Origin of the sequence: Halobacillus litoralis, assembly GCF_004101865.1 — a bacterium.
Classification (GTDB): Bacteria; Bacillota; Bacilli; order Bacillales; family Halobacillaceae; genus Halobacillus; species Halobacillus litoralis_A.
Window position 1 is genome coordinate 1,355,575 of sequence record NZ_CP026118.1, and the last position, 25,786, is coordinate 1,381,360.

Genomic DNA, 25,786 nt, shown 5'->3' on the forward strand with positions numbered 1-25,786 from the left:
ATTATACATTAGTGTATTATATACAGTATAAGGAGAGGTGAAATTATGACCAGGCTATCTCAATCATTGATTACAGAAATGAGGAGAGGGTATCTGACTTTAGCCGTTCTCAGTCAGCTCTCTTCTCCCCAATACGGTTACTCTTTAGTCCAAAGACTAGAATCCTCAGGTATCGTTATTGATCAAAGCACCCTTTATCCGCTTCTCCGTCGTTTAGAAAAACAAACACTTGTAACTAGTACATGGAATACGACCGAAAGCCGACCTCGAAAATACTATGTGCTCAGCACTTATGGAGAAAAAGTGTTTAAAGAACTGAAAGAGGAGTGGAAAAAGACGACTTCTGAACTAAACAACCTACTGCAAGGAGAGGAAGAATATGAATCTCATTGATTTGTATATCCATGAAGTGACCCGCCGTCTCCCTGAAAAAAACAGGGATGACATAGAAATGGAGCTCCGATCGACGATCTTAGATATGTTGCCAGAGGAGAACCATACAGAGGAAGAGATAAAAAAAGTTTTAGAAACACTCGGTGACCCGGCACTGCTTGCAAGTCGATACAATGATCGCCCTTCCTATTTGATCGGGCCGGGTTTATATAACAAATATTTGTCGATATTAAAAATGGCAATGCCTATCATTCTCTTCATCATTCTTTTAGTGACGGCAATTGAAGAGATTTTCATTTATTCAGGTGATACTGGATTGTTTTCCATTTTCGCAGGATTACTCGCTGAATTATCGGGATCTGCCATCAATGCAGGGATCCACGTATTTTTCTGGATTACCATTGTGTTCATTTTGATAGAACGGTTCGCTCCCCGGAAGGAAGAGCATCAAAATATTTTCAATAGAAAATGGACACCGGAACAGTTGAAAGAACGTCCTATCATCCACGAGAAACGTGAAATAAAAAGATGGGAGGTTCTTCTAGGATTATTATGGACGGCTATATGGGCATCATTGTATTTTAATACCCCCAAGTTGATTGCCATTTATGAGAATTCGAATAATGGCTTACAATTTGCTGCCTCTATTATCAATGAAGACATCTTGCTTGCCTATTGGGGTATTGTCAGCCTGTCCGTTGTACTGGAAATCGGTATAGCTGTTTATAAATGGCGGGTACGACAATGGACGAAACGCCTTGCATGGATCAATGCATTTACCAATGCAGTCTTTTTTATTTTCGCTTGGATCATAATCACCGATTCCAGACTATTCAACAATAGTGCCATCAGGATAATAGGAGATAATTTAGATATGGAAAGCACGGAGGTTCTAATTTGGTTAGGGGTCAGTGTGCTGATTGGTATAGCCATCGCCTGCATGATCGATTCCTATGAAGGATTCAAAAAAGCTTATAAAGGGATCAAAAAGAACCAGCAGTCAGAGGGAAAGCTGAATGATTGAATTAAAACCATTCACGGCGGATGATTATGACCAGTTGATTCAATGGGTGGACTCCCCTGCCTTTCTGATGCAATGGGCCGGTCCCACCTTCCATTATCCTTTGAATAAAGAACAGTTGAAGGATTATTCGCAAACCAGTGATCGCATCTCATTTAAAGTTATTCACAAGAATAGCGGGGAAACCACAGGGCATATTTCAATAGGACGCATCGATCCCGAACAAAGGAAAGCTCGCATTGGGAAAATCATGGTTCCTTCTTCGAAACGCGGACGTGGTATCGGCACAGAAATAATGAAGAAGATGTTAGCATTCGCGTTCAATGAATTATCCTTGAAAGAAGTTACACTGGGAGTATTCGATTTTAATACAGCAGGCATTTGTTGTTATGAAAAAGTTGGTTTCAAAAAGAAAAGCCTCCTGAGAAACCATCGAAAAGTCGGAAATGAATATTGGAACCTTCTTGAAATGAGTATGACCAAAATGGAGTGGGAAAAAAAGAAGCAGGGGTGAACAATTGATGTTCACCCCTGCTTCTTTATTACTTACTCTTCCTTACCCTTTAAATGGATAAGAGGGCATGCCTTTTGTCTTCGTAGAAACTTTGAAAAGGCCTCCTGCTTCCGGATATTGTTCCAATTGATCCTCTGTCATGTCTTTTCTTGCGGTAGTGATAAACAATTCATTCCGGTCTTTTCCCCCGAAAACACAGCAGGTGACGTTAACAGCCGGTACAGAGATGAATTCAAGTTTCTCCCCTGTCTCAGGGTTCCATTTCGAGACTCCCCCACCACCCCAGTGAGCAATCCACAGCATGCCTTCTTCATCAACTGTCATACCGTCCGGAAAGCCTTCTTCATCAGAAAAATGGATCACGGGTTTCGGATTCTTAACCTCCCCTGTGTCTAAATCAAAGTCGTAGCGGACGACTTGTTCTGTCGGTGTATCAATGTAATACATCGCTTTGAGGTCAGGGGACCATCCAAGTCCATTTGATGTACTTACACCTTCTATTTTTTTCATAAGTTCAAGATCAGTTCCCAAGCAATAAAGCGAACCCTCGCCTGGCTTTCCGTCCAACTCCATTGTGCCAGCCCAGAATCTTCCGGCAGGATCGCATTTTCCATCATTAAAACGATTTTCCGGCATATGCTCTTCCGGATCGACAATCGGGTCTAATTCCTCTGATATCCAATTATAAAAATAGATGCCTTGTTCTAATCCCAGGATAACTCCCTCACTTTCCCGCGGAGCTATGGTCCCAGGCATTTGATTTAATTCAACCGTTTTATTTTCATTTTTTGCAGGGTCATACTGATGAATCTTTTTTTGCAGAATATCCACCCAATAGAGGACTTCTTTCTCTGAGTCCCAACTCGGGCCTTCTCCCAGCGACGACTTGGTATTCAAAACTAATTCGACAGCCATATAAACCCTCCTGAATGTGGCTTATGTTTCATGGTAACATTTATTTCCTGTTCAAATGCACAAGCAATCATTTTGTCATTTAATCTTAAAAAAATTACAATGAAAGTAATCAAACCTACCTTCTGAAAAAGGTAGCGCTTACAAATATGATTATAAATACATTTACCATTTTTTTCAGAATAAAACTCATTTTAACCACTGATACTATCACGATTCCAAGCATTTGACTATACAAATTATTCTGATAACATTATGAAACACATAGACAACCAAAAATACTTAAAGAACTGACAGGAAGGTGAAAGTGTGACTACCGTAAAAAATACGAACGATCATACGACTCCACTAAGACGTGATATCCACGCATTAGGAAAAATGCTTGGTAACATTCTCGTCCATCATGGGGGAGAAGAACTGCTGAATAAAGTAGAAACGATACGTCAATTGACGAAAGACCTGCGTAAAAACCCAGATCCAGCAACTTATGAACAACTGAAAAAAGAAATGCAAAGCCTCGAACCACCAATGCGCTCCCAAGTCATCCGTGCATTCTCAATTTATTTCCACCTCGTAAACATTGCTGAGCAAAACCACCGAGTTCGCCGCCGTCGCGAATATCAACTGCGTGAAGATCATGGGGCACAACCATTCTCTCTAGAGAGCGCTGTCCTTAACTTGAAAAACAACGAATTTTCTAAAGATGTCATCCAGGATGTTCTGGACAAGCTATCCTTAGAGTTGATTATCACTGCTCACCCTACGGAAGCAACAAAACGGACAGTTTTAGAAATTCAAAAACGGATTGCCACCATTCTACAGCAGCTGGATCACCCGCAAATGACACTAAGTGAACGTGAAGATTTACAAGACAGTTTACAAAACGAAGTAACTGCCCTATGGCAAACTGACGAGCTTAGGGAACGCAAACCGACTGTCATGGATGAAGTGCGGAATGGCCTTTATTATTTCGATGAAACACTATTCGACGTACTTCCAGATATTCACCAGGAGCTTGAAGCCCGTTTGGAAGATCACTTTCCGGATGAAGATTGGTCTGTACCGAACTTCCTTCGCTTCGGATCATGGATAGGCGGTGACCGTGATGGAAACCCGAATGTAACACCTGACCTCACGTGGCAGACTCTGCAAAAACAACGCAAGCTCGTCCTGAAGAAATATGACGCAGTTCTTGTGGAATTGATGAAGCGTTTCAGCCATTCTTCCGCTCAAGTAACGGTCACAGATGAACTGAGGGACGCCATTGAAAACGAAGAACCAATGCTTCCTAAAGGGAAAAAATGGCGTGTCGAAAGAGAGATTTACCGCCGTAAATTCGCGATTATTTTAGAACGTTTACGTCAGGTCGGTCAATCAGAAATCGGCTATGAATCTGAAGAACAGTTACTTGATGACTTACGGCAAATTCGTGATAGTGCAAAAACTCACCAGCCTGGAAAGAATGAATTGAAAAAGCTGCGTAAGTTGATTCGTCAGGTAGAACTATTCGGTTTCCACTTAGCTACTTTGGATATCCGTAACCATAGCGGTGAACACGAATCAGCTGTAACGGAACTATTGCGTAAGGTAGGGATTCAGAATGATTATGCTTCCCTATCCGAAGAGAAAAAACTAGAGGTTCTTCAAGAGGTATTGAAAGACCCGCGTCCGATTTCCTTATTGAATGAAGACTATTCAGAAGCGACCCAAGAAATGTTGAACGTCTTCCAAATGATCCGCAAAGCACACTTGGAATACGGCAAACGCTCAATTGAAGTGTATCTGATCAGTATGACTGAGTCTGCAAGTGATCTATTGGAAGTTCTTGTGCTCGCCAAAGAAGCAGGTATTTATCGTCTTCACGCCGATGGTACTGTTGAAAGCAACCTTAATATTGCTCCATTATTAGAAACCGTCGATGACTTAGTGGCAGGTCCGGAAATTTTGAAAACATTGTTTGAAATGGATGTTTATCATAAACACTTGAACAAACGAAGCAATCACCAGGAAATTATGCTGGGGTATTCTGATGGCAGTAAAGACGGTGGTACACTAACCGCTAACTGGAGGTTGTACAAAGCCCAACAGGAAATTCACGATATGGCCCGCGAGTACAACGTAGGACTTAAGTTCTTCCACGGACGCGGCGGCTCATTAGGTCGCGGCGGCGGCCCATTAAACCGCAGCCTGCTTTCCCAGCCGGCTGAAACATTAGGCGATGGAGTGAAGATTACCGAGCAAGGTGAAGTACTATCCTCCCGTTACTTATTGAGGGATATCGCTTATCGCAGCCTCGAACAAGGTGCTTCTACTCTTCTTGAAGGCGCAGCGAATGTTTCACAAGAATCAGAGCAGGCTTACCATCGTGAAGAAGCATGGGAACAAGCGCTTGAAGATATTTCCGAAATTTCCCTGAAAAAATACCAGTCACTTGTGTTCGGGGATAAAGATTTCTTGACTTACTTCAACGAAGCAACCCCATTACAAGAAATAAGCGAATTGAACATCGGGTCCCGTCCGATGAAACGAAAAGACAGTTCAAAGTTCGAAAATTTAAGAGCGATCCCCTGGGTATTCTCCTGGACCCAGAACCGTCACCTGATTCCTGCATGGTACGCATCTGGGACAGGCTTGACAGAGTATGCTGATCGCAGTGTGGAGCATCTAGAGAAACTTCAAAAAATGTATCAGAATTGGCCGTTCTTCCGCTCCACCATCAACAACTTACAGATGGCTTTGACAAAAGCGGATATTCAAACAGCTAAAGAATACAAGGCTCTCGTTAATGACGAAAAGCTTGGCGAACGAATTTTCCAAAACGTCGTCGATGAGTATGACCGCACAAAGGATATTCTCCTCCGGATTACAGGAGATGCGGAACTGCTCGACCACCAGCCGACAATCAAAGAATCTGTCCGTCTGCGTAACCCTTACGTTGATCCACTCAACTTCTTGCAAGTGGAATTGATAAAAGAATTGCGCAACGTTGAAGATAAGAATGACAATATCCTGACAGAAGTATTGCTGACGATAAGTGGTATTGCGGCAGGACTGCGGAACACCGGTTGATTGTTAAAATGATAACTTATTAATAAGAGACTGTAACAAAAGAAATTTCCCTCTAGAAAACCCGAACGAATTTTTTCGTTCGGGTTTTCTTTATGAATGATATATCCGCTAAAGAATTTTCAATGATTTGGCAGTTTTGAAGAATCTTTACTGAAATAATGACCAGGAAGGTATTCCCTTACCTGTAAGATGGCAGAGTCAGGGGAAGTATTGATATATTAATATTTCCTGGATTACTGCAAAAGAACTCAGCCATGAAAATGGCTGAGTTCAAGTTATTAATATAGTTTACCCTGGCGATACATGATTGTAGAAAGTTTCATGACGGAATGGATATAACAATTTTGACGCAGCGGGAACGGATCCCCGAAAAATTGCGGTAAAATCGTATCCATCGTCACTTTCATTTTATCGTATAGGCGTTTGAACACTTCTTCTTCAGTCAGGAATTGGGCTTCTCTGCCCTGGACCCATTCATAATAGGAAACGATGACACCGCCGGCATTAGCTAGAATGTCCGGAATAATCAATACCCCTTTATCCGCTAAATAAGTGTCTGCTTTTTCTGTAATCGGGCCATTGGCACCTTCCACAATGATTTTTGCTTTGATATCCTCCATATTGTCTTCATGAATTTGGTCCTCAAGTGCTGCAAGAATAAGGACATCTACATCCATTTCCAATAGATCATCACGATTTTTTATTTCTGCTTTCGATTCACATTCTACTAACTCTTCTTCATTTTTAGGAAGTTCACCGTCATGATCTTCAGTGAACTTAACAAGCGCGGGGATATCAAGTCCATCCTCATTGTACAGCATCACATTCGCATCACTTACGGCTACCACTTTGTTTTGAAGATAATTGCACTGGTAGGCCTCTAAGGCTGCCACAGACCCAAGGTTACCGAAACCCTGCACTGCAATTTTAGATTTCTTTTCAACATGATCGAGAGCTGCATGAGCGAAAATATTTTCAGTATCACCTAACCATTTTTTATTTTCTTTCACAAAGTTATGCATCATATAGCGGAAAGTGAAATACACGCCTTTCCCAGTGGCTTCACGACGTCCGAGCGAACCACCATTTACAACACTCTTTCCTGTAAAACTGTTACGATACGGCTCTCCTGGGTGAATGTTTTTGAATTCCCCCATCATCCAGTCCATTTCTCTTTCACCTGTGCCCACATCCGGAGCCGGTATATCTTTATCCGGTCCGAGGATATCATTGAAATATTGTACATATTTTTTACAAATCAAGTTAAGCTCTTTGACGGTGTATTCTTTCGGATTGATGACTACACCGCCTTTTCCTCCACCAAAAGGAAGTTCATGCAATGCATTCTTCAACGTCATCAATTTGGCTAAATTAGCGACCTCCTCATCGTTTACCGAATGGTGAAAACGGATACCACCTTTATAAGGTCCCACTGTATCACTGTGTTGGACCCGGAATGCGGGAATACGGACAATGGTCCCGTTTTCTAAAGCTACCCTCAAAAAGGACTTATGTATGTGGTTAGGTGTTGAAAGAAGCGCAACTAAGGACTTATAAGCCTGATCGCGGGTCTGAGCCTTTAAATCAGGAAGAAACTCCTCATCTTCCATGACTGCTTTCAGTGATTCTTCAATAATCGATTGTTGCCTTTGCATATTCCGTCAGCCTCCGTTCTGATGATTTTGTCCTGTGATATTTCTCCTTGTCTAAAAACATCTTTCCCCATTTCAGCTTAATGAAACGTTTCCATCGGTTGAATTGACAAAAAACGCACTCACTCTAGTTCTCTGCAAATGAAAAACTCCCTAAAAGCAGGGAGTCTGAAAATGGTTATCCTAAAATGTTATAGCCTGAATCCACATATACGATTTCACCTGTTACGCCTCTGGAAAGGTGACTCATCATTGCAAGTGTCATGTCGCCCACTTCTTCTTGTGTAACATTCTTTTTAAGTGGCGAGGTTGCTTCAATTTTACGCAAAATCTCATTGAAGGACGGGACGCCTTTAGCTGCCAGAGTACGGACAGCTCCCGCAGAAATAGCATTTACACGAATGTTGTTTTTACCCAGGTCAGCGGCTAAGTATCTGACTGCAGCTTCCAGGGAGGCTTTTGCCACGCCCATGACGTTGTATCCTTCTACCACACGTTCAGCACCAAGATAACTCATCGCAATCAGTGAACCACCTTCTGTCATGTATGGTTGACTTGCTTTAGCGACGGCAACCAGCGAATAAGCGCTTGTATCTTGAGCAAAAGCGAAACCGTCTCTGGAGGTATCAAGAAAATCACCTTTCAAATCCTCTGCATGAGCAAAAGCAATGCTATGACAGATCCCATGAATGACCTCAACTTTTTCACCAATGAATCGAAAAGCTTCTTGGATACTTTCATCACTGTTCACATCACATTGGATGATTGCTTCCGCTTGCAAATTGTCTTCTTCTAAAAGCTTCTCCAACTTCGTCCGTGAGCGGTCTTTACGATATGTAAAAATCAGATTGGCTCCTGCCTGATAAAGGGATTTAGCCACACCCCACGCAAGGCTTCTTTTGTTAGCCACGCCCATGACGACGATATTTTTATCTTTCAATTTTAATAAGTCTTCCATAGTGACCTCCATCTAACACAAAGATTTCTTCTATCTTATCATAACGGCTCCCATACATCTTTAAGAAATGAGGAAGACAATTACAACCCGCTCTGTCTCCCCTTCAGTTCGACATGGGCAAACCTTCCTTCCATCGTTTCGAAGACTTCCCCACCCTTAACGGGAACAGAATTTTGAAAGATAGGACCAGCAAAGACAAATGTATGGAATTCTCCATGTTCTCCACACTGGTCGATCTCGGCTGATATGGATGTAAGAAAATGACGATCATAGTGATGGCCGAGCCATTTGTGATCAAGTACCTCTGTATCAACAGTTGTCAACAATGCCTCATACCCAAGCTGAATAATATCTTCTGTGACTTTTGCTGTACCCTTTCCCCACAAAGGGTAATGTCCCTTCATTCCACCCTTTGTTAACAGCTGGTCTCGATACTTCCTTATATCTTCTAAGAAAAGATCTGCGTAGACAATAGTGTCTATTCCCTCCTTCTTGAAAGTATGCCATTGTTCCTTTAGTTTGTTTTCATATATCACATTTGACGCATCGGGAGGCAATGGAACTTCATAGAGCGGAAGACCGACCGCATCCGCTTGTTTGCGCAACCATGTTGTCTTCACTTCATGGATAGGCAAGCGTCCCGTTGTTTCAGAGGTTGTTGAAATCAAACCTTTCACTTCGTACCTTCTATCTTCTATCATCCTATGCAGAGCAAGAGCGCTATCTTTTCCGCCACTCCAGGATACGATTACTTTTTCAGACATACGAAGGACTCCTTTCTATTAATCGAAAGCTCTGAGATCACTTTTTCCCTGTCCAGTAAGCTCCATCTTCCATATGTGCAAAAGGTAGATCTGTATCGACTTCGCCGTATATTTTCCGCTCACAGATGTCCTTGCCCTCCAACCAGTTCATAAAATCGAGTTCAACCGGTTGCTGGTCACCGCCAAGGGCGAACCAGCTCCTTAACTTTTGTGGTAAATAGCCGGATGTGTGGATCGTGCCCGCCCAGTTGCTGTACAGCTTGGAAAAAACACCCCGATTTGTATCGTTCATCAAACGGAACGCTTCGTAAGCGTCTTTCAACTGGTCACGATTTGAGTTGATCACATCCATTCTTTTCATCGAATCGACGAGATGGTTACGGTTTTCCTTAGTCATGATTTCAAAATGATTTGTACACACATCAGATTGGCGTACTTCCACACCTCTCGGAGAAGCTTCGACCACAAAAGACTGGTTGGTTGAATCGAATACTGTGTAACTGAAAGAATGACGATGGGGTATATTCCGGAGCATTTCCGTTGCTTCGTGAACATCAGCGCATGATTCCAGTACCAAACGACCGATCATACAGCAAATGAAGCCAGCACCCGGACGTTTACGGTGCATAAAGTTATATCCCATTACAAGTCCTTTTTCATTCATTCCATCCATCCGTCCTGTAATTCTCTGGGTCGGTCCGATAATTGCATAACCTTGATCCGTCGGTTGGAACAAACTATAACGCCCTTCATATGTTTTAGGCATATAGTCATAATTACGGATGAAATAACCCTCCCCCGTCATGATCGAGCACCCGGATCGTTTGTAGTCGATTCGGTACCCTCCAAATTCCATCATGACTCGTTCCATTGGCCACTCTAGCGCATCACGAAGTCCTAACAGCTCATCCCATACACCAGGAGCGAACCGGGTGATTGCATCCCTCACCTCTTCTTCCTGCACAGTAAAGCGCGGTTTGCGAACGCGCCATTGCTTTTCACGATTACTCACAGTTAAAGACTTTTTTAACAAATTCCCTTGGTAGACCCCAAAATCATAATGGGTGCCCCGGAATTGTAATAGGTCACTATGTATTTGTTTCATGCCAAGTTTCCTTTCTTCTGCAAGACTGTGACTTTAATTTACCACTTTTCATTTTCTTGGACAAAGCAATCAGAACCCCCTTTCATCTACACATTGTTCGTCCTGGTAATGACTAAAGCTGGCTAATTGCTTACTTCAGGCTTCCCTCGTCTTATTTTTTTCCTGTTCCACTTCTTTTTGAACTTCATGGATTAGTCCAGGGGAGTTCTTAATAACTTTTCCTATATAGAAAAACCCTCCTATGATAGCAAATGTAAGTCCCCAATTGATTACTTGCCTTATAATGATCCCCTTATCAAATGCTTCCACCCCAAATTCTGATATGAGCCAAACTTTAACGCTCGCAAGCACTACGTTTTGAAATATATAGGCAACAACAATCAAATTAAACCAGCGGAGCAATTCTTTTTTATAAAAGAGCTTTTTACTGAAGCCACGATCGTATCCTTGAAGCTCAACGAAGTCCAGAGCAAAATAAAGCGCAATCGGCCTTCTTATCAGTATAGTCAAAAGAAAGACCCCAGCCATAACATAAGCAAAGATGACATTATTCCAGAGCAATTGCAAAGCAGACCCCGCCAACACGTCAATCAATGTACCGGCCACGAGGGTGACAATCATATATATGCCAAAGAAGTTCACTTTCTTTAATGCTTTGAAACGATAAATGGTATAAATGATTCCCGGTATTGATGATAGTAACATCGCATAATAATCACCGATATAATCTCTGGTGATATTCCAAACAGCAAGTGGAAAAACGACATAACAAATCAAATCCAATAAAACAAACCGATTATTATTCAAACTCTTCCCTCCCTCTCTTTTTATTTCCTTTAAATACGAATATGAGATGATTTTGTTTCAATACTTTTACCTTGCTCCTCTTCTGGGTAAAGTAGTAAAAAGATGATCTTTTGAATAAACGTATGAATAAATACTTACTTCTTCTAGTTTTTCGACGCTTTTTTTGGTAGTCTTAAAAATGTAAGAAAACAGGAAGCGTTTTCGAATATAGGGGGAATCACCTGCTGCGACAGGGATTCATTTAGTAAAAGGGCGGTGAAACAAAGATGAGAGAAGTCGTTATTTTGGGGGGCGGCTATGGTGGTATGAATATTTTGCACGGACTGCTCGATGATTTATCAGAAGATGTACATATTACCGTAATCGACCGAAACCCATATCATTCATTAAAAACAGAATTCTACACCATAGCAGCTGGTACAGAATCCGACCGTCATGCACGAGTGGATTTTCCAGAGCACAAGCAAGTAGACTATGTTTTTTATGAAATTGAAAAAATCGATACAGAAAATGAAAAGGTACTGATTAAAGGTGGAGTAGAAGCTATTCCATATGATTACTTGCTCATCGGGCTTGGCTGTGAAGACAATTATCACGGTATCGAAGGTGCACGTGAATTTACAGAAAGTGTACAAACTTTCTCTAAGGCGAGAAGCGCTGGCTACGCTATTAACAATTTGAAAGCCTATGGAAAAGTAACCGTTGTCGGAGCAGGATTGAGCGGCATCGAAGTTGCTTCAGAAGTTCGTGAAAGCCGGCCTGATTTAAACATCCGTTTATTGGACCGTGGTGAAACTGTACTAAAAGCTTTCGATTCGAAGATTCAAAATTATGTTGAAAAATGGTTCAAAGAGAATGGCGTGGAAGTAATTCACGGCGCGAATGTCGAATATGTTGAAAAAGACGGCGTATGTAACAACGGCCTATGTTACATCAATGATGTGACTGTCTGGACAGCTGGTGTACGTCCGAACTACCTTGTACGTGAATTACCTTTTGAAAAAGATGACCAGGAAAAAGTGATTGTCAATGATTTTTACCAGGTCCCTTCCCATCAGAACGTTTACATTGTCGGAGATTGTGCTTCATCTGAACACTCTCCAAGTGCACAACTAGCAGGACAACAAGGTGAAAATGCAGCGGAAGTCCTCGCATCTGTTCTAAAAGGGCGAGTACCTGAACGTCCAAGTCATGTGAAGCTGAAAGGCGCACTCGGTTCTCTAGGAAAAAACGACGGTTTCGGCAATATGCTGCAAAAACCGATGACAGGTGTGCTCCCGAGGTTAGCTAAGTCAGGCGTCCTCTGGTTGAGCAAACGGCATTAAAAGTGCCTGCACATGTAATAGAAAGAAGAGGCTGGGACAAAAGAATTTTTCCGCTAGAAAACCCGAACGAATCCGTTCGGGTTTTCTTTATGAAACAATAAATGCATACGCCGCTCCGGCAACATACTTCGCTTCATTTGATCCATTGCACCCTATTGTTCGTCTTTTCCTATGACAGTTAGTGTTTTGTCCCAGACCCTTTTTCATCCCTCGGCCTTTTCGAGTAGTCCACCCAAATATTCAGCCAATTCCAACATGCCATAAATACCTGCTTTTTCTTCTGCATCAGAATTGTAGTTTGTATTCGTGTTCACATCATAAGTGTACAAATTGCCGTCCTTGTCTTTAATCGCCTCAATACCAGCAACCTGGATATTCTGCCTTTTCAAAAATTCTTTATACTGGTCCACAATGGACGGATGGTAGTTTTCTAAGACTTCGAATTTCGCTTTCGTTTTTTGTGATTCAGCGTCAGTCGGGCAGTAAAGGTCCTCAATCGAACAAGCATCAGCCGGGCACAGCTCGAAACCTTCCGAGGTGTCAACTTTAACTCCATAAACAAATTCCCCACCTATAAATTCATGACGCACAATATAAGGTTCAGGGGCTTCTATATATTGCTGAATCAGTGTAATCCCATCCACGGGCTCTTCAAACGAATCACCATCCAAATATTCACGCAAGGCTTCTTTGGAATGGAAAAGTTGAACCCCTTGCCCTTTCCCTGCACGGTTGTGTTTCGTTATAAACGAATTCACACCTAATTGGTGAGCGGCTTCCAGGATATTTTCTTTCCCTACTGCTGAAATGGTTCCCGGGGTTTGAATACCGGCCTGATTCAAAGCCATATACTGATTGACTTTACTAACCTCTAACCGCAGCGCGCGACTTCCATTGACGACCGTTCGATCATGACGTTCCAGCCATGCCAAGACAGCCTCTGTAAATTCCGGGGCATAGCGGTGATCTCTTGTATGTGAAGAGGCACTGATCCGATTATAAAAAATCCCTTCCGGCGGTACACTTGTCAGGTCAAGGGTGCCAGCATCCAAATGCCACAACTCAAACGGAAGATTCAATTCTTCTAATCGCTGTGTTAAATGATCGGTCCACTCATCGTTCTCATGGAGAATGTAAATTTTGCTCATCGAACCGGCTCCTTTCTAAATAATTCTCACATTCATTTTATCAATAAAACCTATAGGGTTACTAGGGATAAACCTCAAGAAAGTGAGAACCCGCTTTTCACTAAGGGAAAGCGGGTTCTTCTCTAAATAGTAATTATCCAGCTTTTGAAGTAATGATTTTCTCTTCTTTTCTTCCTTTATTCTTAAGGAGCTGCCTTACGAACCATAAAACGACAGCCAGCCAAATGATTGCACCAATCACCATTGAGGTAGAATAAGATAGGCCGAATCCTTCTGGAGCGTAAAAGATATACGAACTTACAACTGCTGTCATGAATAATGCAGGAACACTGCAAATCCAGTGGAACTTGTGATTTTTCAAAAGATACATAGCACCTGTCCAAAGCATGACTGTAGCGACCACCTGATTAGACCAGCCTACGTACCGCCAAAGAAAGCTGTAATCCATTTGTGTAAGCATAAACGTCGGTACTGCTACTGGGAGAGCGAATATGATAGGTATCCATTTACCATTCAAGCTCTTCTTACTCACTTGTCTTGCAAAATCGACAAGCATCATCCGTGAAGAACGTAAAGCGGTATCTCCAGTTGTGATCGGAAGAATGATAACTCCGAGTACAGCTAAAATGCCACCAAATGTTCCAAGTGTAGTTGTACTGATTTCGTTGACCACACCTGCCGGGCCTCCATTAGCAAGTGCAGATTGCAAGCCTCCCGTACTGCCGAAGAAGGTCATTCCAGCAGCAGCCCAAATCAGCGCAATAATTCCTTCAGCAATCATTGCACCGTAAAAGACTTTGCGTCCTTCACTCTCTTTTTTCAGCGTACGGGCAAGGATTGGACTTTGGGTACTATGGAAACCTGAAATGGCCCCGCAAGAGATTGTTACCATTAACATCGGCCAGACGGGTAATTCCTCTGGATGGAGATTACTCAACGTTAAATTCGGAATAGGCTGATCGAAGAAAAACATGCCTACACCGATAGAAACAGCCATAAAAATCAAAACGGCACCAAAAATAGGATATACTTTTCCGATAATTTTATTGATTGGCAGCAATGTCGCTATTAAAAAATAAGCAAAAATGATCAGGATGGATGTGAAAAAACCGAGTGGTGTCACTTCTGCCATCAACTGGGCAGGTCCAGCTGTAAATGCAGCAGCTACTAATACCATCAAACCAATGGACAAAAGATTGATGATTGACTGGGCAGGTCTGCCTAAGTATTTCCCCACAAGACTCGGGTACTGCGCCCCATTGTGTCTAAGTGATAGCATCCCCGAAAAGTAATCATGCACGGCTCCAGCGAATATCGAGCCGACAACAATCCATATAAAAGCGACCGGTCCATACAAAGCTCCTAATACTGCTCCGAAAATAGGTCCCAGCCCAGCGATATTGAGTAATTGGATAAGACTCGCTTTCCACCAGCTCATTGGCATGTAGTCAAATCCGTCATTCTTCTTGTATGCAGGGGTTGTGTTCTGATCATTGATTCCAAAAATCCGTTCGACAACTTTTGCATATACAAGATATCCGACTATTAGTAGTACAATTGATGCGATAAATGTAATCATCGCTGAGCCTCCTCTCAAACATTAATGTAAGGATATTCTAGCGATAGCTTTGTCGAAAAACAACCCATTTTCTGAAAATTGATTTTTTTATCTTTTTTTTCTTAGAAATAAAGCGTTTGCACTTAATTAGGTATCAATATTTGAGTCCCCTCATAAGCAGGGCCTCTTCTCTCAGAATCAACTTCATATTGATCATTAAATGGTTTGTGAAAAAAGTTATAGTGTTAACAAGAAATTAATCCAGTCAATTTGTAGGAAAAGAATGTTCGTGTAGTACATAATATCGCAGGTCGAAATTAAAAATTCCACGAATTATAGAAAAAGACCCCCTGTGGATTCACAGAGGGTCATCATTTAAATTAAAAAACCTGCCACCCTTTTTAGAAATGGTTAAGTTTCCCGCAGTCGTTTCCGAATGCAAGAGTGGCATTAAATTTAAGTTACCATAGAAATTTAGGCATTTCAACTTTTGGCATATGATACTTCAACTATGTATCCTTAATTAACACGATTCATATCGATTTGCACATTGGCAGCTGTTCTTTTTCTGAATCGATTCAATAAATCATCTAATTCTTGTGAAATACGCACCAACTCTTCATCAGCAGGATTATTATTATATAACTCATACATACGAATTCGCAGTTCTTCAATTTGCTGTTCTAATTTCTCCTTGTACATAATTTTCACTCCTCTAAATTATAAAATACCCTCAATGGATGCGGTTAAACGATTATTTCCAAAACTTTTTCCGAGTTGATTTCTTTAATTATCGAATGGGAACCGCTCTTTTCTTTTATCGGTCTTAGGAAGAATAACGTAAGCCTTTTTCACTATTTGTTTCTGGATGTAAATGTCGTTTATTGCCCAGGAAATGAAAATAATTTCACTTCAAGTCGAAAAGTGTTAGGATTAATGAAAAATAATCATAGGAGTGAATGTCATGTTCAAATCTGTATCTACTGATCAAGCCCCGAGCGCTATTGGACCTTATTCACAGGCAACCGACCTGGGAAACCTTATATTCATTTCTGGTCAAATTCCTTTGAACGCAGAAACAATGGAATTTGTATCTGATGATGTAAAAGAACAAACAGCACAAGTAATGAAAAATATTGGTGCCATCCTGAAAGAAGCTGGACTTACTTATCAAAACCTTGTAAAAATGAACATTTACCTTGATTCCATGGACAATTTCGCTATTGTCAATGAAGTTTATGCCAGTTACTTAAATGAACCATATCCTGCACGCGCAGCTGTCGAGGTCAGTAAACTTCCTAAAGGGGCAAAAGTTGAAATCGAAGCGATTGCCGCACGAGGGTAACCGGTCTTTTAGTATATTTGAAAATATTGGTTTTACAAACGGTGGCTTTGAATCATACTACCTATATAAAAGGAAAGCAGAGCATACAATAAGGCTCTGCTTTTTTAATCCTCGTCTTTTACATCCGGGTCCTCCGGGATTGGTTCACTCAAATATTCTTGAATCATCATCCGGTACTTTTCCATTTGGTCGAGATGGTTATCAAATTGATTTTTATTGATTAAATAGCGATCTCCGTCATGTAAGGTTTTGATTTTATTGTGCCGGATAATATGCAAAATATAGTCTTCCGGTAATTCCAAGTACGCGGCGGTTTCTTTGACTGTCAAATACATCTATTCACCACCTTTACCACCTCAATAATACCATTTTTCCGTCCTCTATTCTATGACTAAAAAGCCCGGGGTTTGTTTCTTCCCCCTCAAGGGAAGGTTTATGATGAACAAACAAAATGATAAGTGGGTGTGAACATAATGGATGCATCAATGAACAACAGCAAGGAAATAAGAGAAGCCAAAGAAGAAATCAAACCATGGATACGTCGAGTAGGGCGAGTCGGGTTCATGGCCAAGGGGACTGTCTACTTTTTCATTGGCATCCTGACGATAATGGCCGTGCTGGGCTTAGGCGGGAAAAAAACCGGCACGAATGGTATGTTTCGTTCATTAGCCAGTATCCGGTTTGGGGAAATCCTTCTTTGGGCAATCGGAACCGGATTGATCGGGTACATCCTATGGATCTTCATCAAAGTATTCAAAGACCCTGAAAATTATGGAAATGATATAAAAGGTGTGATTACTCGCACCGGTTATTTAGTCGGCGGCATCATATATTCCGGCCTGGCTTACAATGCATTCAAAATTGCAATCAGCGTAGGAACTGGAAGTGGGAACACAGAACAGACCATGTCTGCCAGACTCCTTTCCCAACCCTTAGGTCAATGGATAGTCGGCCTCGTTGGAGTGATCATCATCGGTTATGGAGTCTATGAGTTTTATCAGGGAGCCTCATGCAGCTTCATGAAAAAATTCCATATTAGTGATATGGATAAAAAGAAACAGATGATCGCTAAAAATGCAGGACGCTTTGGTCTATCGGCTCGTGGCATAGTTCTTGTCCTCATAGGTTTCTTCTTCGTTCAAACGGCACTTTCCTCAAACCCCAACGAAGCTAAGGGGCTAGATGGAGCATTATCAGAGCTCTCTCAACAACCACACGGACAATGGCTCTTAGCTGTTGCTGCGGTAGGATTGATTCTTTATGGAATTTATCAAATGGTAAGAGGAAGATATACAAGAATGAACTTCGGAAAAAATGAATGATTCCAGATCAAAAGCGCAAGCGCCTTGTTCACCCCCGACAAGCTTAAGCAAACCTTTGAAGTGGCAGCGTTTTTTTGCCATTGCAAAGGGCTTGCTTAAGACCTCGAGGGGGTAGGCGCTGGAGCTGGATGTATCAAAAGCGCAGGCGCCTTGTTCTTCACCGACAAGCATAGGAACAATTGTTTTATCATTTTCCTTACAGCAAAAAAAGCCTCCCCTGATCAGGGAAGGCTTTTCGAATTTTGTCGCGAATGTACCGACGACCACATTCGTCGTTTAGCTTTATAAAAAGCATATACTTCGTCTTACACAAACAGCTCATCGCCCTAATACTATACCATCCTATAAAATAGAAAGCAATGATATTTTTGCAGGACACCCTTTGTGCTATACTTGGTCATAAACACGATAGGAAGCAACTTCGAAAACAAAGGGATGATATGAGAACGACTTCTGCAACTGGATTATGATAGACAAGATCTCGGGCTTAGTTTAATAAATCACACTTGGTCTATTTACGATAAAAGAACAAACCTCAGGAGGATTATATGCTTACATTTGAAGAAAAGCTCAGCATCATCGAAGAATTCCCAGAACTTGAAAAGAAAGAAATTTCCCTTGGTCGTGTTAACTTCCACTATGAGGAAAGTCTTTATGAAAAACAAATCGTTGTTTACCGCCTGCACCCGAATGGCAATGGATTTGTATTTGCAGGTGAGATTGAAGACCACCCCACAGATGACAAAGGAATGGTCAATATCAAAGATTTCAGTGCTGAAGGGCTTCGCGAACTTATCCGGGAGGCGATTGAATCCCTTTCCCTATCCCCTGCCGAAAAGAACCCCGTCATGGAAGAGTGGCTGAATACAAATGGCCAGGCTCTCATACTGATGAGAGAAGACGATGGCTTCAATGTGTATGCAGATGAGCAGTTGGAAGGTGCGTTCAATTCTTATGAAGAAGCTGTAAATTTCCTGGAGCAAGAAGGGTTCAGCCGCTTATAAAAAAACAGTCTGTCAGATGACATAGGATGAGTAACAGAGGAGATTTTTTTCCACTCTGTTGCTCTTTTTTTATGTCTTTTTGAGATTCACTTCTTTTCACAAACAGTGCCCCTTTCGTTTTTTCTTTCCCCGGCCCCCTACTGAATAACATTCAGCTATTCCCTTCTGTAAATAACCTGCCATGCAAGTCACACTTCCTTCTTCAGGCATATGCTATTGAAAAACGACGGAGGTTTCTATGTACACATATCCCTATAATTTTCGGCAGCAACCTGCTGGAACATCAAATATTTTTGCGTTTGCCCAAGGAGACGTGAATGGTGATTACATTCAAGATCAAGTTTATCTTGTAGGACAAAAAACGTCGGATAGTCCTTATATCACTGACATCACTTTAATCATTCAAGATGGCCGGTCTAATTTGTTCTATAATGTACCTCTGAAAACAAACATGGGGTATCAACCTCGTCTGTTCCTGGGAGACTTCACAGGGGATGGCACCGATGACATATTGATAAGTATGGATTCAGGGGGAAGCGGCGGGTTTGGTTACTATTACCTTTATTCTTTTGTTAACAACCAACCGATGGTGCTTTTCGATTACGAGACCTTTGACGAAACTTACAAATATGTGGTCAATTATCAAGATCAATACAAAGTTGAAGTGATAAATCAAACGTTGAATCTATCTTTCATCATTGATTTGAGCAACCGGGACCAGGAATATTTAGATGGAATTTATAATCAGGACGGAACTCTGAAAGCACCATTGCAAGGATGGGTTTCAGGATTGAACCAGCTTTATCCTGTCGACTTTGATGGTGACGGGGTATATGATTTATACGCTTTACAAAGAATCGTCGGTCAATATAATGCAGATGGACTTGGACTGGTCCAGACGCCATTAAGCTGGGATGGGCAGCGCTTCAGTTCATTTTTTGATAATCAATACGCAGCTGTCCTCGGAACGGCAGCAGACTCCTGATGGGGGCCTCCCTCTTCATAACAATCGCATTAAATACCTGGTACAAACATCCCTTTTTTGTACCAGGTGTTTTTATTGTGTTGTCATGTTAATTAGTTTCCTTGATTGTATCGACATCCAATACCTTCATCTCTCCTAATCTAAAAACTAGTTATAGTATTATGAAATAGGGAATAGGAAGAACAACGGATAGGATAGGAGAGGAGAACGATATGGAAAAATTGAACGCACGTTTAGCGAAATACTTTAAAAATAACCAGACTAAATTAGTAAATGAACTTTTACCGCAAACTCTCGATGAACTTGATATCGTCTATAATGATAATGACTTGAATTATCATTTTGAAATGTTGCGTCTACTTTTGGATCGGGTCGGGGAAAGTTTACTGCAGCCACCTGAAGAAATGAGTGCAGCTGAAATCGGTTATGATACAGACAATTATTTATACTCACAAGGAGTTCTTTTGAAACAAACCGTCGACGTGCTCAGCGTCTTCAGACTGTCTTTAATAAAACATATGCGAAGGTCCGATTTGATCCAAGAAGCAGAAGTGGAAGAGGGTTTCCTAGTAACGGAACAAGTCGTAACCGCATTTGATGCTGCCATCCGGGCCACGACGGATAGTTATAACCGCACGAAGGAGTCGGAACATGAAGAAATGGAAAAACACTTGAACACGGTTTCTTCTCCGGTAGTCTTGATTGATGAATTTCAAGCTGTCCTTCCTTTAGTCGGTGAGTTTTCACCTGAGCGTTTCGATGTCGTCAAAGATCACACCTTGCACAAGGTAAAAGAACACGGCCTCCGTCTCTTGTTTATCGATTTTTCAGGAATCGCCACCTTTGATGAAGTATTCATCAACGATTTATTCAATTTGACAAAAACGATTAAATTGTTGGGCACGCGCACTGTTTTGACAGGGATTCGCACTGAAATGGCCGTGGCAGCTATCCAATCAGAAATGAATTTCGAAGAATTAGAAACTTTTAGTGATTTGAAGCAGGCACTAATTACCATCAATGACTCAAAAGTATAAGGGGGGATAACAATGCTTCGTGTCGCCTTATTAAGCCGATGGCATGTCCACGCCGATGATTATGCTGCAGAAGCGTCCGCTCACCCGCTTGTCTCGATCGACAAAGTATGGGATGAAGATGCTGAAAGAGGAAAGTCATGGGCAGAGGAGCTGGGTGTTCCTTTCGAAGATGATGTTAGTTCCATTTTCCATGACCCGCACATTGACGCCATTATCCTCACAAGCTCTACTGCCCGTCATCACGATCTATTGGTGGAAGCGGCAAAATATGGAAAGCACATTTTTACAGAGAAGGTCTTAACTTTAACTAAAAACGATGATGAAAAAGTCTTGACTGCGGTTGCAAAAGCCCAGATCAAGTTCATGATTTCGATGCCAAGATTGACAGCTGATTATTATTTGTATGCGCAAAAAATGATGGATCAAGGTGTTCTCGGACAAGTGAACATGATCCGCTGCCGGGTGGCCCATAACGGTGCTGTTCCGAACGGGCAACATTCAACCGGGTGGCTTCCTGAACGTTTCTTCGATGCCGAACAATGTGGTGGAGGGTCGCTGGTTGATCTAGGTGCCCATCCCATTTATTTAGCAAACCGATTAGCAGGAAAACCACAATATGTAAGCGCAAGACTCCACTCACTGATGGGGCGAGGGGTCGATGACCACGCTGCTGTTACTGTTGAATATGATTCAGGGATACTTGCAGTCTTAGAAACGAGCTTCATATCTACAGGGAGTCCTTTTCAATTAGAATTGTATGGTACAGAAGGCACTCTATTAATTGAGAGCGACCAAATTCGTGTGAAAAGTGAAAAACATGGACTGGAAAAGTGGACGCCCCCTGCTGAGCTGCCGCAGCCCCTGGAAACTCCTTTTGAACAGTGGGTCAAGGAAATAATAGAGGGCACTCCTCCGTCCATTACAGTGAAAGATGCTCAGGATCTCACACTTGTGAATGAAGCAGCAGCTATTTCCCATCAAGAGGGATGTCGTGTGGAAATTCAACCATAAAAAAGAAGTTATAAAGAACGCCCGCCTTTCAATGAGGAAAGGCGGGCGTTCTTTTAATTTCTTTTTGAAGGGTAAGTAGGGTGCGGGGCATACCTCTGAATAATTCTTCGTTCTGCTCTCCATTCCATTCAAAACCGTTTTTTTGAAAAAAACGCAAACTTTCAAAATTATCTTCATACACTTCGGCAAATATATCTTTCACCCCAAAATCTCTATTGATTTCATCAAGGAACAGCTGCAACGCTTTTGTTCCAATGCCACTTCCTCGCTCTTCGGCGACTACGATACCCAGAAAGTCTCTCTTTTGGGTACGAAAAAGCTCTAACTTTCCAATGACCCGTCCTTCAGTTTCAATTGCTTTCAGTAGTAAATTAGGCTTTTCTCCACTGAAGTACGCACCATAAGAATGCCTGAATTGCTCAAAAGTCCTGGGAACATCCACACCCGTCTTTACTTGCAGTTCTTCATCCATCTCCCATTTATGTAATGTCTTTAAATGATGATGCTGTATATTGACTATTTTTACACTCATCGTTTGTTCACCTCTATAATATAAGCGAGTACCAGGGGCTCGCCCTGGTACTCGTTTTATTCCCTATTCACATGAATACCAACCATTTTCATCGAGTCGTAAACTTTGGAAAACGGATGAATATAGCGATGATCCCTGATAATGCAAGAAGGATTGGATACAAGCAGAAAGGAACGACCGAGACAGGTGAAATACTCGCCACTCCTGCCACAGAAAGTATTTGCGCACCATAAGGAAGCAACCCTTGGACAGAACTTGAGAAAATATCCAAAATACTGGCAGACCTTCTAGCATCAATATCAAACCTTGCAGATATCTGTTTGGCTAAAGGACCTGCCGTGATAATCGAAATTGTATTGTTCGCTGTAGATACGTTAACAGCGCTCACAAGACCAGCGATGCCGAACTCGCCTCCTCGCTTGGAGTTGGCACCACGACTTATTTTATGCAACAAATACTCGATTCCGCCGTTTTGACGAATTAGTTCTACAAGTCCGCCTAAAAGTATAACGACTAAGGCCAACTCCTGCATACTGGAGAAGCCGTCACCCACAAGCGTGACGAATTCCATTAAGGTGAAGTCTCCCATCATCAGACCCACGATCCCAGCAAAACCGATACCTCCCATCAACACATAAATCACGTTCACACCGATGAGCGCAAAGATGAGGACCCCTAAATAAGGAAGAACTTTCACCAATTCAAAAGGATGCTCGCCTTGAAGTGTTGTAGAAGCATCTGCCGTCAATACACCAAAAATGATTGCCGTTCCGATGGCGGCAGGCAAAACAATAAAGAAATTCGCCCGGAACTTATCTTTCATTTCTGTGCCCTGGGTTCGCACAGCAGCAATAGTCGTATCAGAAATGATGGAAAGATTATCCCCGAACATCGCACCACTGACCACCGCCCCCATAGTGAGAGCGACGGCTACATCTGTCTGATCAGCAATCCCCATCCCGATTGGAGCCAGGGCTACAATCGTTCCAACAGATGTACCCATCGAAATGGAGATGAAGCAAGCGATAATGAAAAGACCGACAACCAAAAGATTACCTGGCAATATGCTCAATCCTAAATTGACAGTCGAATCGACAGCTTTCATCCCTTCAGCAACAGTGGAAAATGCCCCAGCCAAGAGAAAGATGATCACCATCAAAATGATATTCGAATGGCCCCCTCCTTCCGTCAACTGCTGCAGCTTTGATTGAAAGTCTGTGCGCCTGTTCATGAACAGGGCGACGAGAATGGCGACAAACAAAGCCACCAAGACCGGCATTTGATAGAAATCCCCGGTGAGGATTCCCGAACCGATGAAGAGTAATATAAATACACCAAAGGGAAGTAAACTCCATCCATTCCCTTGTTTGTTTTGAATATCTTCCATAAAAATTCCCTCTTTCTTATATACCAAGCTCTTTCATACACTACAATACACCAATCCATAATAGCAAGGAGCTCTATCAGTTGCAAAACAAGCTGATGTAAAACATTTCGCTTAGCGATAATTTTTTCAGGAATAAATTAAAAAGACCCCCCCAAAAAAATATGCAGATCCGAAACCTCTGAATGTAATGACCTCCCCTATTGATAAATATTAAGGCGCAGCTGGAATTCAGCTGCGCCTTTTTGCGTTTCAATTATTCAGATTGAACTCCAACAGGCAGAGTCGGTGTACACCAATGTAAGCTGATTTATATCCCTGCCCTTTCTACTTGAAAAACTCCCCGATTCTCTTAATCCATTATCATAGGCTAAGAAAACCAACACTCATAGTACTCATTACTATGTTCAAAAGAATAAAAGATGGGCAAGGAGTGCTGCAATCGGCAAGGTAATCACCGTACGTTGCAAGAAAATGACAAACAGCTCGAAAAAGTTGATCGGGATCTTCGATTTAATTAAAAGAATACCGATTTCAGACATATAAATGAGTTGTGTCAGAGACATGACCCCAATGACAAAACGCGTCAACTCAGATTCGATGCCGCTCCCGATGACCGCCGGCAGGAACATATCCGCAAATCCGACAATCATTGCCGGGGCTGCTTCTGCTGCTTCAGGTATTTGGAGAAGATTCATGAAAGGAATAAACGGATAAGACAAGTAGGTGAAAACTGGTGTGAACTCCGCGATGACAAGGGCGACCGTTCCAAGTGCCATGACAAGTGGAATCAAACCGAACCAGATATCCACTACATTATAGACACCTTTTTTCACGACGGATCCTGGGCTCTTCACTTGATCAGCTTTTTCAATAGCTTTATCAATCCCCCACCTTAAAGTGGAAACACCTTCTGGTACAACTTCATCAATTTTCTTACCCACTGGCTCATGATAGGTTTCTTTTTTCTTGGATAGTGGCGGGATTCTCGGGCAGATGACCGCTGCCACCACTCCACACACAACAACTGTGAAATAAAACGAAATGAACATGTGATCGATTGAAAGGAATTTAGCTATCACTAAGCTGAAAGCAATCGATGCAATGGAAAAGTTACTTGCAACTACAGCAGCTTCCCTTTTTGAATAATATCCACCTTCATACTGCTGTGTTGTGAGCAAGACCCCAACCGTTCCGCTCCCCATCCAAGATGCCATTGCATCAACGGATGAACGACCAGGCAGTTTGAATAATGGATGCATAACCTTTCGAACAACCGTTCCGATGAAGTCCATCAACCCGAATTCTAATAGTAATGGCATGAATAAACTAGCAAACAAGAACCACACCATCAATACAGGGATTAAATCATATAGCACAACTCCACCCGTAATATCTGAGGAAACAAACTCAGGTCCAAATCCTGTTAACGTCATAATCGCAAAGGCTGCCCCCAGAAAGCGCAAGCTGATCCAAAGCGGACCAATATCAAATACATTAGATATGAATGAATTCTTTCTTATTCTTCCTTTTGGTAAAGCTTTAATAACGATACTTCCCACAGCTGACGCTCCGATAATACTCGTCATGAATAAAGGAATATAATCAGCGATAGCAGCCTGGAGGCCATCTGCAAGGACTCCTAACCCAATGGTCACTCGACCATCAATGGAAATTGGGACTAGGAATAAAAGGACACCGATAAACGAAGGGATGAGAAATTTCATCCATTGCTTCATTGTAAAGGATGAGGATTGCTGAATTGGTTCTGTAACTTTCGTCTGTTCAATTGCCATGATGTTTCTTCCCCCTCTATCATTTTCATACAAATCAATGCATAAATAAACATTATTCGATAGTTAGTAACTATACAATTTATCGCATAAAAATTCAATAGTATTTTAAAAGATTCTAATATCGGTTTATCTTCTTCCAGAAGG

General features: G+C 41.9%; 24 protein-coding genes. 11 read left to right on the forward strand and 13 right to left on the reverse strand.

The features are described 5' to 3' along the window. Positions 1-45 precede the first annotated feature (45 nt). Genes HLI_RS06915 through HLI_RS06925 form a run of 3 tightly spaced genes read left to right on the forward strand, consistent with a single transcriptional unit; the run spans position 46 to position 1,928 of the window. Positions 46-393, forward strand: coding sequence for a PadR family transcriptional regulator (locus HLI_RS06915; RefSeq protein WP_128524206.1), 348 nt, complete (start codon positions 46-48; stop codon positions 391-393). Next, the gene (locus tag HLI_RS06920) at positions 380-1,417 is read left to right on the forward strand and encodes an HAAS signaling domain-containing protein (RefSeq protein ID WP_128524208.1); all 1,038 of its coding nucleotides are present in this window, start codon (positions 380-382) and stop codon (positions 1,415-1,417) included. The genes HLI_RS06915 and HLI_RS06920 overlap by 14 nt, the downstream gene beginning before the upstream one ends. Then, a complete protein-coding gene (locus HLI_RS06925; RefSeq protein WP_128524210.1) occupies positions 1,410-1,928 on the forward strand; it encodes a GNAT family N-acetyltransferase in 519 nt (172 codons plus the stop codon). The genes HLI_RS06920 and HLI_RS06925 overlap by 8 nt, the downstream gene beginning before the upstream one ends. A 42-nt stretch (positions 1,929-1,970) precedes the next feature. Here the strand turns inward: HLI_RS06925 and HLI_RS06930 are convergent, their stop codons facing one another. Next, positions 1,971-2,843: an SMP-30/gluconolactonase/LRE family protein gene (locus tag HLI_RS06930; protein WP_128524212.1), complete on the reverse strand. Its 873-nt coding sequence runs from the start codon at positions 2,841-2,843 to the stop codon at positions 1,971-1,973. A gap of 375 nt (positions 2,844-3,218) precedes the next feature. Between HLI_RS06930 and ppc the strand changes: the two genes are divergently transcribed. Next, entirely contained in the window at positions 3,219-5,909 is a 2,691-nt protein-coding gene (gene ppc / locus HLI_RS06935; RefSeq protein WP_241655992.1) for a phosphoenolpyruvate carboxylase, read from the forward strand. 278 nt (positions 5,910-6,187) lie between these two features. Here ppc and HLI_RS06940 read toward each other — a convergent pair whose 3' ends face one another. From HLI_RS06940 to HLI_RS06960, 5 genes are all read right to left on the reverse strand, one after another. Then, positions 6,188-7,564 carry a Glu/Leu/Phe/Val family dehydrogenase gene (locus HLI_RS06940; protein WP_128524215.1) on the reverse strand — a complete coding sequence of 459 codons (1,377 nt, stop codon included), beginning with the start codon at positions 7,562-7,564 and terminating at the stop codon, positions 6,188-6,190. Between the two features lie 175 nt (positions 7,565-7,739). Next, complete coding sequence (gene fabI, locus HLI_RS06945) at positions 7,740-8,519, reverse strand: enoyl-ACP reductase FabI (RefSeq protein WP_128524216.1); 780 nt, start codon at positions 8,517-8,519, stop codon at positions 7,740-7,742. Between the two features lie 80 nt (positions 8,520-8,599). Then, the gene (locus HLI_RS06950; protein WP_128524218.1) at positions 8,600-9,283 is read right to left on the reverse strand and encodes a Dph6-related ATP pyrophosphatase; all 684 of its coding nucleotides are present in this window, start codon (positions 9,281-9,283) and stop codon (positions 8,600-8,602) included. 37 nt (positions 9,284-9,320) lie between these two features. Further along, on the reverse strand, positions 9,321-10,388 hold the full coding sequence (locus tag HLI_RS06955) for a C45 family autoproteolytic acyltransferase/hydrolase (RefSeq protein WP_128524220.1): 1,068 nt from the start codon (positions 10,386-10,388) through the stop codon (positions 9,321-9,323). Positions 10,389-10,523: 135 nt separating this feature from the next. Continuing rightward, the gene (locus HLI_RS06960) at positions 10,524-11,195 is read right to left on the reverse strand and encodes a VC0807 family protein (RefSeq protein ID WP_128524222.1); all 672 of its coding nucleotides are present in this window, start codon (positions 11,193-11,195) and stop codon (positions 10,524-10,526) included. 266 nt (positions 11,196-11,461) lie between these two features. Between HLI_RS06960 and HLI_RS06965 the strand changes: the two genes are divergently transcribed. Continuing rightward, positions 11,462-12,520, forward strand: coding sequence for an NAD(P)/FAD-dependent oxidoreductase (locus tag HLI_RS06965; protein ID WP_128524223.1), 1,059 nt, complete (start codon positions 11,462-11,464; stop codon positions 12,518-12,520). 203 nt (positions 12,521-12,723) lie between these two features. Here HLI_RS06965 and HLI_RS06970 read toward each other — a convergent pair whose 3' ends face one another. From HLI_RS06970 to HLI_RS06980, 3 genes are all read right to left on the reverse strand, one after another. Next, positions 12,724-13,668: an ATP-grasp domain-containing protein gene (locus tag HLI_RS06970; RefSeq protein ID WP_128524225.1), complete on the reverse strand. Its 945-nt coding sequence runs from the start codon at positions 13,666-13,668 to the stop codon at positions 12,724-12,726. A 133-nt stretch (positions 13,669-13,801) separates the two neighbouring features. Then, positions 13,802-15,247, reverse strand: coding sequence for a carbon starvation CstA family protein (locus tag HLI_RS06975; protein ID WP_128524227.1), 1,446 nt, complete (start codon positions 15,245-15,247; stop codon positions 13,802-13,804). A 498-nt stretch (positions 15,248-15,745) separates the two neighbouring features. Then, positions 15,746-15,928 carry an aspartyl-phosphate phosphatase Spo0E family protein gene (locus tag HLI_RS06980; protein WP_164908506.1) on the reverse strand — a complete coding sequence of 61 codons (183 nt, stop codon included), beginning with the start codon at positions 15,926-15,928 and terminating at the stop codon, positions 15,746-15,748. A gap of 262 nt (positions 15,929-16,190) precedes the next feature. On the opposite strand from HLI_RS06980, the gene HLI_RS06985 reads away from it, so the two are divergent. Further along, positions 16,191-16,571, forward strand: a complete 381-nt coding sequence (locus tag HLI_RS06985; RefSeq protein ID WP_128524229.1) for a RidA family protein — start codon at positions 16,191-16,193, stop codon at positions 16,569-16,571. Positions 16,572-16,675: 104 nt separating this feature from the next. Here HLI_RS06985 and HLI_RS06990 read toward each other — a convergent pair whose 3' ends face one another. Then, a complete protein-coding gene (locus tag HLI_RS06990) occupies positions 16,676-16,906 on the reverse strand; it encodes an excisionase family DNA-binding protein (RefSeq protein ID WP_128524231.1) in 231 nt (76 codons plus the stop codon). Between the two features lie 138 nt (positions 16,907-17,044). Here HLI_RS06990 and HLI_RS06995 point away from each other — a divergent pair, with 138 nt between their 5' ends. The 5 genes from HLI_RS06995 (at position 17,045) to HLI_RS07015 (ending at position 21,930) form a co-directional block, all read left to right on the forward strand. Further along, entirely contained in the window at positions 17,045-17,893 is an 849-nt protein-coding gene (locus HLI_RS06995; protein ID WP_128524232.1) for a DUF1206 domain-containing protein, read from the forward strand. A 548-nt stretch (positions 17,894-18,441) separates the two neighbouring features. After that, positions 18,442-18,897, forward strand: coding sequence for a hypothetical protein (locus HLI_RS07000; RefSeq protein WP_128524233.1), 456 nt, complete (start codon positions 18,442-18,444; stop codon positions 18,895-18,897). Positions 18,898-19,135: 238 nt separating this feature from the next. Then, positions 19,136-19,882 (forward strand): VCBS repeat-containing protein, encoded by a 747-nt coding sequence (locus HLI_RS07005; protein ID WP_128524235.1) that lies wholly within the window; start codon positions 19,136-19,138, stop codon positions 19,880-19,882. 212 nt (positions 19,883-20,094) lie between these two features. After that, entirely contained in the window at positions 20,095-20,919 is an 825-nt protein-coding gene (locus HLI_RS07010; RefSeq protein WP_128524237.1) for an STAS domain-containing protein, read from the forward strand. 12 nt (positions 20,920-20,931) lie between these two features. Further along, positions 20,932-21,930, forward strand: coding sequence for a Gfo/Idh/MocA family protein (locus HLI_RS07015; RefSeq protein WP_128524239.1), 999 nt, complete (start codon positions 20,932-20,934; stop codon positions 21,928-21,930). A gap of 28 nt (positions 21,931-21,958) precedes the next feature. On the opposite strand, the gene HLI_RS07020 is transcribed toward HLI_RS07015, so the two are convergent. The 3 genes from HLI_RS07020 to HLI_RS07030 form a co-directional block, all read right to left on the reverse strand. Continuing rightward, positions 21,959-22,462 carry a GNAT family N-acetyltransferase gene (locus HLI_RS07020; RefSeq protein ID WP_128524240.1) on the reverse strand — a complete coding sequence of 168 codons (504 nt, stop codon included), beginning with the start codon at positions 22,460-22,462 and terminating at the stop codon, positions 21,959-21,961. An 88-nt stretch (positions 22,463-22,550) separates the two neighbouring features. Next, positions 22,551-23,840, reverse strand: coding sequence for a Na+/H+ antiporter NhaC family protein (locus HLI_RS07025; RefSeq protein ID WP_128526835.1), 1,290 nt, complete (start codon positions 23,838-23,840; stop codon positions 22,551-22,553). Between the two features lie 413 nt (positions 23,841-24,253). Beyond that, positions 24,254-25,642: a YjiH family protein gene (locus tag HLI_RS07030; RefSeq protein WP_128524242.1), complete on the reverse strand. Its 1,389-nt coding sequence runs from the start codon at positions 25,640-25,642 to the stop codon at positions 24,254-24,256. Between the last annotated feature and the right edge of the window lie 144 nt (positions 25,643-25,786).

Bases quoted from the DNA above. Each gene is read 5' to 3' on its own strand.
- HLI_RS07010 (WP_128524237.1), top strand. From the start codon at position 20,095: ATGGAAAAATTGAACGCACGTTTAGCGAAATACTTTAAAAATAACCAG.
- HLI_RS07015 (WP_128524239.1), top strand. From the start codon at position 20,932: ATGCTTCGTGTCGCCTTATTAAGCCGATGGCATGTCCACGCCGATGAT.
- HLI_RS07005 (WP_128524235.1), top strand. From the start codon at position 19,136: ATGTACACATATCCCTATAATTTTCGGCAGCAACCTGCTGGAACATCA.
- HLI_RS06995 (WP_128524232.1), top strand. From the start codon at position 17,045: ATGGATGCATCAATGAACAACAGCAAGGAAATAAGAGAAGCCAAAGAA.
- HLI_RS06955 (WP_128524220.1), bottom strand. From the start codon at position 10,388: ATGAAACAAATACATAGTGACCTATTACAATTCCGGGGCACCCATTAT.
- HLI_RS06980 (WP_164908506.1), bottom strand. From the start codon at position 15,928: ATGTACAAGGAGAAATTAGAACAGCAAATTGAAGAACTGCGAATTCGT.
- HLI_RS06930 (WP_128524212.1), bottom strand. From the start codon at position 2,843: ATGGCTGTCGAATTAGTTTTGAATACCAAGTCGTCGCTGGGAGAAGGC.
- HLI_RS06965 (WP_128524223.1), top strand. From the start codon at position 11,462: ATGAGAGAAGTCGTTATTTTGGGGGGCGGCTATGGTGGTATGAATATT.
- HLI_RS07020 (WP_128524240.1), bottom strand. From the start codon at position 22,462: ATGAGTGTAAAAATAGTCAATATACAGCATCATCATTTAAAGACATTA.
- HLI_RS06925 (WP_128524210.1), top strand. From the start codon at position 1,410: ATGATTGAATTAAAACCATTCACGGCGGATGATTATGACCAGTTGATT.
- HLI_RS06975 (WP_128524227.1), bottom strand. From the start codon at position 15,247: ATGATTACATTTATCGCATCAATTGTACTACTAATAGTCGGATATCTT.
- HLI_RS06970 (WP_128524225.1), bottom strand. From the start codon at position 13,668: ATGAGCAAAATTTACATTCTCCATGAGAACGATGAGTGGACCGATCAT.
- ppc (WP_241655992.1), top strand. From the start codon at position 3,219: ATGCTTGGTAACATTCTCGTCCATCATGGGGGAGAAGAACTGCTGAAT.
- HLI_RS06940 (WP_128524215.1), bottom strand. From the start codon at position 7,564: ATGCAAAGGCAACAATCGATTATTGAAGAATCACTGAAAGCAGTCATG.
- fabI (WP_128524216.1), bottom strand. From the start codon at position 8,519: ATGGAAGACTTATTAAAATTGAAAGATAAAAATATCGTCGTCATGGGC.
- HLI_RS06950 (WP_128524218.1), bottom strand. From the start codon at position 9,283: ATGTCTGAAAAAGTAATCGTATCCTGGAGTGGCGGAAAAGATAGCGCT.
- HLI_RS06990 (WP_128524231.1), bottom strand. From the start codon at position 16,906: ATGTATTTGACAGTCAAAGAAACCGCCGCGTACTTGGAATTACCGGAA.
- HLI_RS06920 (WP_128524208.1), top strand. From the start codon at position 380: ATGAATCTCATTGATTTGTATATCCATGAAGTGACCCGCCGTCTCCCT.
- HLI_RS06915 (WP_128524206.1), top strand. From the start codon at position 46: ATGACCAGGCTATCTCAATCATTGATTACAGAAATGAGGAGAGGGTAT.
- HLI_RS07030 (WP_128524242.1), bottom strand. From the start codon at position 25,642: ATGGCAATTGAACAGACGAAAGTTACAGAACCAATTCAGCAATCCTCA.
- HLI_RS06985 (WP_128524229.1), top strand. From the start codon at position 16,191: ATGTTCAAATCTGTATCTACTGATCAAGCCCCGAGCGCTATTGGACCT.
- HLI_RS07000 (WP_128524233.1), top strand. From the start codon at position 18,442: ATGCTTACATTTGAAGAAAAGCTCAGCATCATCGAAGAATTCCCAGAA.